Below are 12,273 nucleotides of genomic sequence, written 5' to 3'. Positions count from 1 at the left end.
AGCGTTACGCGCTGGCCAGATTGTAACTAATCTAAATATTAAAAAATTTAACGAATCAAAAAAAAGGCAAAAGAATCCCCATGGTGCGAGTTTTGACCCTATAATACTGTAACTTGGCGCTGTAATAATGTGCTGACGCTTAGTTTAAGCGCGATTTGGCTGCATATGAAAAAATTTAAAAGACATGCAGCCCCAATAATTTGTATAATCCGCCAATAAATACCTTAAGTTTTTTACTAAATTTTTGTCATTGATCCTGCGCAGGTCAAAAACAAGTTTTGAGTCAGAAATACCCTAATTGCTATAATAATAGGATTGGCGGGGGTTGTCAAGGGGTTTCTTTTTTTGTCCAACAAAAGTTTGTTATGTAAGAAGTCTAATGATGAGGCTAAACCCTTTTCAAAACCTTCTGTCTCTCACGCCTGTATAGCTAAAATACCATACATAACATTCTCACAGCCGTAGGCGCTTAAACGCTATTCTTACTAGTTTGGCTGATCGTAATGTGTTGCTACTACACTTTCTTTCTCACTAGAATGTGAATGACAACTATTACTTCCTAACAATTTCTCGTCATAAGTTTCAATATCAAAATATTTTTCATATTTATCTATATCATCACAAAGTGAAAGTGCCCTGATTTTGCTCATAATCAGACCTGTACCGGCAGGAATTAGCCTTCCTACTATGACATTTTCTTTTAATCCACTTAAAGAATCTTCCTTGCCACAAAACGCCGCTTCTGTCAGCACTTTCGTTGTCTCTTGGAAAGAGGCAGCAGAAATAAAGGAATTAGTCTCAAGGCTCGCTCTCGTAATGCCCTGCAAGATAGGAAGATAACCAGCAGGTCGTTTACCAGAATTATTCATAGCGTTATTTTCCCTATCAACTTCCAGCTTGTCAATACTTTCTCCGATCAAGTACATAGTATCACCAGGATCAGTAATTTCTACTTTTTGCAACATTTGTTTTAATATCACTTCTAAATGTTTGTTGTCTATACGGACACCCTGCAATCTGTAAACTTGCTGTATTTCAGAAATCATATAGTGCGCTAAAGCTTCTAGTCCAAGTACACGCAAGATATCATGGAGATCAGGATCACCGTCCATTAACAAATCACCTTTACGCACAAAATCACCTTCATTGACTATTACATGCTTGCTTCTTGGTACCAAGTACTCAACTGGAGAAATCTGTTCATCGACAGGTTTAACCAATATACTACGTTTTCCTCTCCGATCTTTCTCAGAGAATGTTACATAACCATCTACTTCGCTAACAATAGCATGCTCCCTAGGACGACGCGCTTCAAACAACTCTATGACTCTTGGTAAACCACCAGTAATATCACGAGTTTTGACTGATTCCCTTGGCGTTCTTGTAATGATATCACCTGCATGAACCTTCTGACCATCTTGTACATTGAGTACTGCACCAATTGGTATAAAATAACATGCTTCAACGCCACTTGCGAGTGTCATTACTTCACCATTATCATCAAGTAGTACTATACGAGGACGTAAATTAGCTCCACCAGAGTGCAATTTCCAATCCTTTACTACCTTACTCGATATTCCTGTAGATTCATCCATAACCTCAGTGATTGACACTCCATCTTTTAGATCTTGATAAGATACTGTACCAGTTTTCTCCGTGATAATAGGCAATGTATAAGGATCCCATTCTGCAACTTTATCGCCAATTTTTACTGACCGGCCTTCATCTACGCAAAGTTTGGCACCATAAGGTACATTATGCCTCAATTTTTCACTACCGAGACTATCAATCAATACAACTTCACAAGCACGACTTATTACAATTTTATCTCCGTTTTTGTCTATAATTATATTACTGTTGTTTAATTTTATTCTAGCATTAATAGAAGCTATAATATTTGAAGATTCAACACCTCTAGTCATTACTCCACCTATATGGAAGGTACGCATCGTTAACTGAGTACCTGGCTCTCCAACAGACTGAGCAGCTATCACACCAACTGCTTCGCTTATTGAAACAATTCTGCCAGTTGCAAGATCCCTTCCATAGCACAGAGCACACACACCAGGACTCATTTCACAGGTTAAAGGTGATCTAATTTTTACAGCGTCAAGACCTGCAATGTTAATTTGCTTTACCTTACTCTCATCAATTAATTCCCCTGCTTTCACTAATAATTCTTTTGTCACTGGGTTATATATATCATTTGCAGCTGTCCTACCAAGCACAACACTTTCTAGAGATGCAACTATGGTACTCCCTTCGACTGTGGCTCTCACAATGAGACCATTTTTGGTTTGACAGTCATGTTTTGTAACTATGCAATTTTGAGATACATCAACTAAACGACGAGTTAAGTATCCAGAGTTTGCAGTTTTAAGCGCAGTGTCAGCAAGGCCTTTACGCGCACCATGAGTAGAGTTGAAGTACTCAAATACGTTTAACCCTTCGCGGAAGTTAGATATTATAGGTGTTTCTATAATTTCACCAGAAGGTTTGGTCATGAGCCCTCGCATTCCAGCTAGCTGTTTCATCTGTGAAGTAGAACCCCTTGCACCAGAGTTAACCATCATATACACTGAATTATACTTGCTATTTTCGTTGTATACGGATATCGCCTTTAACATATCATTGGCTATCATATCCGTACACTTAGACCATTCATCTATAACTTTGTTATACCTCTCACTTCTAGTGATTAGTCCATCTTGATATTGCATAGAGAATCTCTTAATTTCATCCCTTGCATGATCAACATGTGTAGCTTTAGTTTCAGGTATAACCAGGTCACACCGACTAAAAGAAGTGCCAGAAAATGTAGCATATTCAAAGCCAAGTACCATTAATTTATCAGAAAATTCCACCGTAGCACTTTGACCGCAATTGCGATATACTAAATCAACTATATTAGTTACTTCCTTGACTGTTAATACCTGATTCACAAGATCAAAGCTCAAATTCTCATGTTTAGGAAAGATCTGCCATAATATTAAGCGGCCAGGAGTTGTGCAAATGGTTTTATAGCAAATTTCACCGTTACTACTCGTATATTCTATCCTATACTTCATACTGGAATGAATATGTAAAATACCATTACTTAAAGAATGTTCAACTTCACCAAAAGTACTTAAAAACGGCAAATCATCTTCCTTATCGATTTGCCCTTGTAAAGTTAAGTAGTATATGCCAAGTATTATATCCTTACTAGGAACTATAATTGGCCTGCCATTAGAAGGGCTTAAAACATTATTAGTTGACATCATCAACACTCTAGCTTCAAGTTGAGCTTCTAATGAAATCGGTATGTGTACTGCCATTTGGTCGCCATCAAAGTCAGCATTAAACGCTGTACAGACAAGCGGATGAAGCTGTATTGCTTTACCTTCAATAAGGATCGGCTCAAAAGCCTGGATGCCAAGCCTATGTAAAGTAGGTGCTCTATTTAGCAAAACAGGATGTTCCTTTATTACCTCTTCAAGCATATCCCAAACTTCTGGTTTTTCTGCCCTTATTAGCTTACTAGCAAACTTAATAGTTGGAGCCATACCATACATCTTAAGTTTTGAGTAAATAAAAGGCTTAAATAATTCAAGAGCCATTCTTTTTGGTAGCCCACACTGATTTAACTTTAAAGTTGGACCAACAACTATTACGGAGCGCCCAGAGTAGTCCACTCTTTTTCCTAGTAGATTCTGACGAAAACGACCTTGTTTTCCTTTTAGCATATCGCTAATAGATTTTTTATATCCAACAGTACCAGCTTTATTTGCTAGAGTATTACGACGGCTATTATCAAAAAGAGAATCAACTGCTTCTTGTAACATCCTTTTTTCGTTACGAATCATAATTTCAGGAGGATTCAAACTTAATAGTTTCCTCAACCTGTTATTTCTATTAATAATAGTTCTATAATGATGATTCAAATCAGAAACTGCAGGACGACCACTTTCAAGCGATACTAAAGGACGCAAATCAGGTGGTAAAATAGGTATAGCCGTGAGTATCATCCACTCAGGTCTGTTCCCTGATTTGATAAAGTTTTCAATAATACGTAATCTCTTTATAATTTTCTTTCTTCTTATTTCAGAGGCAACAGATTCTAATTCCAGTCTTAGATTTTTTCTAATTTCGTGTAGATCAAGACTGGTTAGCAACTCTCTTACAGCCTCAACACCTTGCATAGCTACGAAGCTATCAGTTCCATAGCTATCTTTAGCTTCATTGTAAGCTTTTTCACTGATAATCTCACCTTTTTCAAAAGGAGAAATAAGAGGATCTATTACAATATAATTATCGCTATATAAAATATTCTCAATATCTCTTAGAGACATATCTAATAACGCTCCAATCCTTGAAGGAAGTGACTTTAAAAACCATATATGAGCAACAGGAGATGCAAGCTCTATATGACCCATCCTCTCTCTTCTTACTTTAGAAGATGTAACTTCCACTCCGCACTTTTCACATATGCGACCTCTGTGTCTTCTTTTTTTGTATTTTCCACATAGACATTCATCGTCATTGACGGGACCAAAAACCTTAGGACAAAATAATCCACCTTTTTCAACTTTAAATGTACGATAATTTGCAGTTGAGACATCTTTTATTTCACCGTAGGACATAGACTTAATACTTTCAGGACTAGCAATTGATATACTAATCTTATCAAAAGACTGTGCAATATTAGTATGAGATATGTCTTCAATAACTGCCCCATTTTGCTTTAAAGCTACATTTAAACACAAAGAACGTAGTTCTTTTACCATCACATTAAAAGATTCAGGAGTTCCACACTCAAAATTACTGTCACCTTTTATTATTGACTCATAAATCTTGATCCTACCATTGATGTCATCAGATTTCACAGTTAACATTTCTTGTAAAGTATAGGCAGCACCGTAGGCTTGCAATGCCCAACACTCCATTTCCCCAAAACGCTGGCCACCAAAATGGGATTTTCCTCCGAGAGGTTGTTGAGTAACCAAGCTATAAGGCCCTACTGAACGCGCATGGATTTTATCATCGACCAGGTGGTGCAACTTAAGCATGTACATGTAACCAACCGTAACTTTACGGTCGAATTTTTCACCGGTGCAACCGTCATACAATACAGCTTGTCCGGAGTTATCCAAGCCAGCAAGCTCAAATAATTTTGTTATTTTTTCATCTTTTGGACCTTCAAATACAGGTGCAGCAACAGGAACGCCATCGCGTAATTTATGTGCAAACTCAATCAAGTTACTATCACTAATCTCACGAATATTGTTACATATGGGTATGTCACTACCGCAGCTATAAACTTCAATAAGGAAGTTACGTAAATTATCGCATGCACTTTTACAAGAATTTAGATAACTTTCCACTAACACGTTTAGCTCGTCATTTAGTGCATTTTTATCAGATATATTAAAAATAGAAGCTGTTATTTCATTATCACTAACTGCCTCAATTTTTTTATTATCAAGATACGCTGCTGCAAAATTTGCAAAACCATCATTGCTGAGAGATCTAACTTCCTTACAGAAGGTACTTCTAGCTCTATTGATTCCATCAAGGATGTCACCTACTTTTTCTCCTAACTTTTTGCAAGCCCAACCTACATGAGTTTCCAGTATCTGTCCCACATTCATTCTTGATGGAACACCAAGAGGATTAAGAATAATATCAACAGGAGTACCATCTTCTAAATGAGGCATATCTTCCACTGGCACAACTCGGGAAATTACACCTTTGTTTCCATGTCTACCGGCCATCTTATCTCCAGGCTGCAGACTATGCTTCACAGCAATAAAAACTTTCACTGACATTGATACACCCTGAGGTAGGTCATAGCCTTCATCTAATTTTTCTACTTTTTGCTTAAACTGTGTGACTACATTTGATACTTTTTCATCAAAATCTTTTTTTAAGATCTTAACTTGTTCAGAAATAGATCGACTTTTTAACCCTATACCCCACCATTGTTCACGTTCAATAGTATCAAGTTTTTCTTGATCCTGAGAGCAAGAATGAACAAGAAGTTTCTTCAGTTCGTCATAGAAATACTCGCTAGTAACGTCAATTATATAATCTCGCTCTTTTTCTAAATCACCCATTTCCTTTTGCTTAATAAGCAATCCCCTTTCGTTCTCTTCAACCCCCCTGCGTGTAAAGACCCGTACATCAATTACTGTTCCTTCAATATCCGGAGATGTATATAAAGAGGTATCTGCACAATCGAATGACTTCTCACCAAAAATCGTCATTAATAATTTTGTTTCAGGAGGTAATGAAAGAGAAGGTTTAGGTGTAACTTTACCCACCAGAATATAGCCTGGACCTACTCTTGTACCAATTTTTACTATACCACTATCATCCAAGTGGTATAAATTTTCTTCATTGACACCAGGTATAGCACGAGTTATTTTTTCCGATCCTAAAGGAGTGTCATGTACGACACATTCGAATTCTTCTATATGGATAGAAGTAAATAGATCTTTTTTAACAACTTCACTGGAAATAATAATAGAATCTTCAAAATTATATCCCTGCCAAGACATAAAAGCGACCAGCAAATTTTTACCAAGTGCTAGCTCACCACTATTGATTGCAGGTCCATCAGCTATCACATCACACTCTTTAACATAGTCACCTACACGTACTAATGGTCTTTGGTTAATACAAGTATTATGATTGGAACGTTGAAATTTCTTTAAATGATAAATATCCACACCCAGGTAATTAACCCTTTTTTCATCAAAAGCACGTATAACTATAGAGTTACTATCAGAATTATCAACTATGCCGTCGCGTTTTGCCAAAACTACAGCACCAGAACCAGAAGCCACGAAAGACTCCATACCAGTGGCAACTAAAGGAGCTGTAGGCTTCAATAGGGGTACAGCTTGACGCTGCATGTTTGAACCCATTAATGCTCTATTGGCATCATCATTTTCTAAAAATGGGATTAAGGAGGCTGCAACTGATATTATTTGTTTAGGAGATACGTCAATGTAGCTCACTTGATCGCTACCTACCATAACGAAACTACCAGCATATCTGCAGTATAGCATGTCATCGACAAAGCGATTATTTTCGTCAAGCTTTGCACTGGTATCAGCTATGTAATATGAACCTTCATCTATTGCAGACAGATACTCAATTTGGCCAGTAACGACCCTATCAACTACTTTTCTATAAGGACTTTCAATAAAACCATATTTATTAACACGTGCGTATATAGCTAAACTGTTGATTAGTCCTATATTTTGCCCTTCAGGAGTTTCAATAGGGCAAATTCTTCCGTAATGAGTTGGATGAACATCACGCACTTCAAATCCTGCACGATCTCTCGTTAAACCGCCAGGACCTAACGCTGACAGCCTTCTTTTATGTGTTATCTCAGATAATGGATTGGTTTGGTCCATAAACTGGGATAATTGAGAAGAATTGAAGAAATCCCTTAAGACATTAGTTAATACTTTCGGATTAATAAAATCAGATGGAGAAACTTTGTCTAAACTAGAAGTAGACATGGAATCAATTATTACACGTTCCAATTTTAGCAACCCAGCTCTAAACTGATTTTCTATGAATTCCCCAACTGATCTTACCCTTCTATTTCCTAAGTGGTCAATGTCATCCACGGATCCTTGACCGTCACGTAACAGTACTATTTTTCTTACAATTTTGATAATATCTTCATGTGTTAAAACAGTTAAATTCTCGTCATAATTTAACCCAAGGTAAGAGTTAAGCTTCAACCTACCAATGTTAGACAGGTCGTAATATTCAGGATTAAAGAAAAGATTATGAAAAAACTCCTCTACTATCTCTAAAACAGGAACTTCACCAGGACGCAAGACTCTATATATTTCATATAGTGCATCTTGATAAGACATGTTTTCATCTAGGAAAAGTGTATTTAATATATAAGGTCCAACAGATAGATTGTCGATGTTTAATACTGATATTTCACCTATAGATAGTAACTCAAGCTTTTTTACGTCCTCCACCTTTATAGGCTCACCAGCAGATAAAATTTTTGTAGAGCTAATACTATCTATTAAATCTTCTGCAAGAAATAAACCGCATATAGAATCAAAAGGCACTAGGTATTCCTTTAACCCATCGTCATGCAGCTTTTTAGCTAGCCTTGAGGTAATACGAACATTAGCCTTAAGTAACACATTACCTTCAACATCCATTAAATCAAAAGGTAACCTAACTCCCTTAAATCTATCAGGCAGGAACGGCACTTTCCAACCGTTCCTATATTTTACATACTTTATCTTTTCATAAAATCTGTCAAGTATATCATTATTTGATAGGCCCAACGCCTTTAATAAAACCGAGATTGGTAATTTTCTTTTTCTATCAATACGGAAATACAAATGGTCTTTAACATCAAACTCGATATCAAGCCAAGAACCTCTATAGGGGATAACTCTAGCAGAATAGATTAGTTTACCTGAGTTGTAAGTTTTTCCCTTATCGCTATCAAAAAATACACCAGGGGACCTATGCATTTGTGAAACGATGACTTTTTCCACACCATTAATGATGAAAGTGCCCTTATCAGTCATCATCGGCAATTCACAGAAGTGGACTTCCTGCTCCTCCATAAATTTTATAGCGGTTGCAAGCTTAGAATGGTCTCCACTCTCTTTAATCGATCCATATTCATCAAGAGAGATACCGTCTTGCATAACAACAAGGCGTATAAAAGCAATGACTCGAGCAGAAAAAGTTATGCCGCGTTTTATACATTCAGACTCATCATACTTAGGATTGTCTATTCTACAGCTTATAAACTCAATAGTAGCCCTATGCAAAGGGTCATTTACTGGAAAGACTGAATGAAAGATAGATTCAAGCTTTTCATTACCACAATTTCCAGGAGTAAATGATTTGTATGACTCTTTTTGAACTTTAACTAAGTCTAACAAAGAATCTTTTAAATCAATTGACCTGGAATAAGAAATCCTAGGAACAAAAGCACCAGAAACACACATACAAGAAGAATCAACCATTAAAACACCCCAAACCAACTAAAAGCGCTGCATCAATACAAAGTTAATATATTAAATTAAGCATCTTACTCGAGTTCCACTTTGGTTGCTCCTGCTTCAATAAGCTGTTGCTTTATTTTTTCTGCTTCATCTCTAGGAATATTAGCAGTCAAATCTTTAGGCAAGGATTCAACTAACTCTTTTGCTTGTACCAAGCCTAGTGTACTATCAACCTGTCTGACTGTTCTAATGACTCCCATTTTTTTGCTTGCATCAATTTCTTTAATTACAACTTTGCATTCAGTTTTCTCTTGAACAGCAGAACCAGCAGCATTATCACTAGTAGGTGCACTAGCGCCAACAGCTCCACCAACAAAAGAACCAGCAGGTAACCCTATTCTTTCTTCTAGAACTTTTGCAAGTTCAGCGGCCTCTAATAGATTTAAGGATAATATTTTATCAACCAAATCATTTGTTACATTACTCATACTACTAACCTTACTTAACAACAAATTTATTTTTAGAACTATAATAATCCAATACTCTCATAAGTCTCATTGAAGGTGAGTTAATAGATAACATTAATCGAGTAGGAATATTATAAGATATTAAACGCATAATTTTAACACGCAACTCGTCCAGAGACGGCAACTCAGCCAATTTACTAACATCTTCCACTGTAAGCAATTGATCTAAATGAGCTGCGCAAATCACAGACATCTTTTCTTTATTAGTATCAATAAAACTAACTATTAATTTTGCAGCTTCTACTATACCACTAGAGTATATAACAGCAACAGGACCAGAAAATCTATCTGATAGATAAGAAAACTTACCACTTCTTTCCAAAGCTAAACGGGCTAAAGTATTTTTAACTACTAACATTCCACCTGTTACAGACTTTAGACTATTCCTAAGAATTAATGAATCATTAGCATTTACAGATTTAAAACTTACCAGCATTAAGAAATCATTATTTACAAACACATTCATTATGCTCTTTATAAACTTACCCTTACTTTCACGCTTCACGGTATTACTCCCTAAATTATATCTTCCACTTTGTTTATCTGATAAGCTTTACCCATAGTTGAATTTAAAAAGACACTCTTAAAGTACACTCCTTTTACAGAAGTAGGTTTATTATTTTTAATTACTTTAAGAAAGGCTTTCAAATTTTCTAGTAAATCATCGACACCAAACTTGATATTTCCTAATTTACCGTGGATAATACCATTTTTGTCTGTCCTAAATTTTATTTGACCAGACTTAATGGTTTTAACAGCTTCTGCAACATTGGAAGTCACGGTACCAAATTTAGGATTAGGCATCAACCCTTTAGCACCCAATACTTTTGCAATAGGAGTGATTTTTGCCATAAAATCAGGAGTGGTGATACACCAGTCAACATCTAGCTTTCTACCTTTTTTTATCTCTTCAACTAAATCCTCTCCTCCTACAATATCAGCACCAGCTTTTTCAGCTTCTGATAAATGTTTATCTTGAGCAAAAACAGCTACTTTAATACCTTTCCCTATACCTTTGGGCAAAACTACCGTACCACGCACCTGTTCCTCAGATTTGCGTGAATCTACACCTAGAGTAACTGCAACATCAACTGACTCGTTAAACTTTGCTGAAGCAGACTCAATAATCTTTTCTAGACATTGTCTAGGATTATCGCGATATGTATTCATGTATCTAACCTTCTATAACTTCTATACCCATAGATTTAGCAGTACCTATAACCATTTTCACTGCTGAATCCTCATTATCTACTTTCATGTCAACCATTTTATATCTTGCTACCTTAATTATAGCAGACATAGGCAACTTAGCCACTAATTCTTTACCTGGATTACTAGAACTTTTGCTTAATTTAGCTTCTTGCTTCAGTAAATAAGCCACAGGCGGGCCGCTGACAGTAAAATCGTGAGAACGATCATCCTTTATGGAGATTCGAACTGTTACTAAATCACCCACTTTATAATTGGCGTTAGCTGCGCTAGTCACTTTGTTAAAAGCTTCGCAAAACTTAGGAACTGGTATACCACGCGGACCAAGCACTGAAGCAATTTTTGGTCCAGGTACTGCTTTCCCCGCTTCCATTAGCAAGTTAATCTTAGCAATTATACCACTCATAATTAATCCTCTATTTTTTCTACTTGAGCTAAATCTAACTCTATGACTGTTGGCTTACCCAGAATCGACACTTCCACATTAATAACTTTTTTATCATCATTAATCATATCCACTTTACCAGTAAAATTTTGAAAAAGGCCATCGTTAATTTTTACCTTTTCTCCTTTTTCATAACCATGACTTAATTTTTTCGTCTCTTGAGCATTATAAAGCGCATTACACATTGAGTGAATCTCATTGTCAGAAATCACCTTGGGAACATTACCATTTTTTAAAAATCCATAGACCTTAAGAGACTTTGGTATATTATTAACAAAGTTTAACACTTCATCACACAAATTTAAATATAAAAAAACATAACCAGGAAAACACTTCCTTCGTGTAGCAGTTTTTTTAGATCTTAATTCTGCTTCACTTGACTCTTCATATGGGATAAAAACTTCCTTAAAATAATCACTAACTCCCAATCTCACAGAATTTTCTAATACGTGTTGACACACTTTTTCTTCATAATTAGAGGCAACTCTCAAAATATACCACTTATATTTATTGTATTCTCTACGCTTTAAACTTACTTCATCATCTAGAGCTATTTCAAAATTACCAGATTCACAACCGCAGAATCCTGGTACTTGATTTAGAATATCCTTGCTCTCATCGCATAAATGCATATGTATATATACTTCACATAACTCTTTTACACCAGATTTTGAATTATATACTGTCTGATAAGGAACAAATACCTCCTTAAAATAGGTAGCTTTGCTTATCAATTCACGTACGTATTCCTCATGCCCGTAATCAATCTTAATGATGTACCATTTATATTCCATAAACAATTCCAAATAAAGCTTTAATTGCGTAAAGAGATATAAAATCTACCAAACAAAAGAAAATCGAAAAGCATAATATAACAACCGCTACAACAAATAAAGATGATAGCACCCCCTCCTTCTTCGCCCAGGTAACCCTTTTTATTTCTTGCTTTATATCACAAAAAAAAACACTCAAATTTTTTAACATTTCTACCATAACATTAATGCAGGAGCGATAGGAATTGAACCTACAACCTCTGGTTTTGGAGACCAGCACTCTACCAATTGAGCTACACTCCTATAATAAAAATTCTACTCCAAAATTT

The 12,273-nt window shown here is 36.0% G+C and carries 7 protein-coding genes and 1 tRNA gene; all 8 read right to left on the bottom strand.

Going from position 1 to position 12,273, the window contains the following annotated elements:
- Positions 1-485 precede the first annotated feature (485 nt).
- Entirely contained in the window at positions 486-9,011 is an 8,526-nt protein-coding gene (locus HET73_RS03270; protein WP_174134011.1) for a DNA-directed RNA polymerase subunit beta/beta', read from the bottom strand.
- A 65-nt stretch (positions 9,012-9,076) separates the two neighbouring features.
- A complete protein-coding gene (gene rplL, locus HET73_RS03265) occupies positions 9,077-9,478 on the bottom strand; it encodes a 50S ribosomal protein L7/L12 (RefSeq protein ID WP_174132808.1) in 402 nt (133 codons plus the stop codon).
- A gap of 10 nt (positions 9,479-9,488) precedes the next feature.
- Positions 9,489-10,022 carry a 50S ribosomal protein L10 gene (gene rplJ, locus HET73_RS03260; protein ID WP_174132809.1) on the bottom strand — a complete coding sequence of 178 codons (534 nt, stop codon included), beginning with the start codon at positions 10,020-10,022 and terminating at the stop codon, positions 9,489-9,491.
- Positions 10,023-10,033: 11 nt separating this feature from the next.
- Entirely contained in the window at positions 10,034-10,687 is a 654-nt protein-coding gene (rplA, locus tag HET73_RS03255) for a 50S ribosomal protein L1 (RefSeq protein WP_174132810.1), read from the bottom strand.
- 4 nt (positions 10,688-10,691) lie between these two features.
- The gene (locus tag HET73_RS03250; RefSeq protein ID WP_174132811.1) at positions 10,692-11,132 is read right to left on the bottom strand and encodes a 50S ribosomal protein L11; all 441 of its coding nucleotides are present in this window, start codon (positions 11,130-11,132) and stop codon (positions 10,692-10,694) included.
- Between the two features lie 2 nt (positions 11,133-11,134).
- Positions 11,135-11,971: a transcription termination/antitermination protein NusG gene (nusG, locus tag HET73_RS03245; protein ID WP_174132813.1), complete on the bottom strand. Its 837-nt coding sequence runs from the start codon at positions 11,969-11,971 to the stop codon at positions 11,135-11,137.
- Positions 11,955-12,155, bottom strand: coding sequence for a preprotein translocase subunit SecE (gene secE / locus HET73_RS03240; RefSeq protein ID WP_246209898.1), 201 nt, complete (start codon positions 12,153-12,155; stop codon positions 11,955-11,957). Before secE ends, nusG begins: the two co-directional genes overlap by 17 nt.
- A gap of 19 nt (positions 12,156-12,174) precedes the next feature.
- Positions 12,175-12,247: transfer RNA gene (locus tag HET73_RS03235), tRNA-Trp, on the bottom strand.
- Positions 12,248-12,273: the final 26 nt, after the last annotated feature.

The sequence above is a fragment of the Wolbachia endosymbiont of Atemnus politus genome, assembly GCF_013309895.1.
The sequence above is the reverse complement of the archived record's forward strand: the minus strand, read 5'-3'. Positions and strand labels throughout refer to the sequence as shown.

Bases quoted from the DNA above. Each gene is read 5' to 3' on its own strand.
- secE (WP_246209898.1), bottom strand. From the start codon at position 12,155: ATGTTAAAAAATTTGAGTGTTTTTTTTTGTGATATAAAGCAAGAAATA.
- rplA (WP_174132810.1), bottom strand. From the start codon at position 10,687: ATGAATACATATCGCGATAATCCTAGACAATGTCTAGAAAAGATTATT.
- HET73_RS03250 (WP_174132811.1), bottom strand. From the start codon at position 11,132: ATGAGTGGTATAATTGCTAAGATTAACTTGCTAATGGAAGCGGGGAAA.
- rplL (WP_174132808.1), bottom strand. From the start codon at position 9,478: ATGAGTAATGTAACAAATGATTTGGTTGATAAAATATTATCCTTAAAT.
- HET73_RS03270 (WP_174134011.1), bottom strand. From the start codon at position 9,011: ATGGTTGATTCTTCTTGTATGTGTGTTTCTGGTGCTTTTGTTCCTAGG.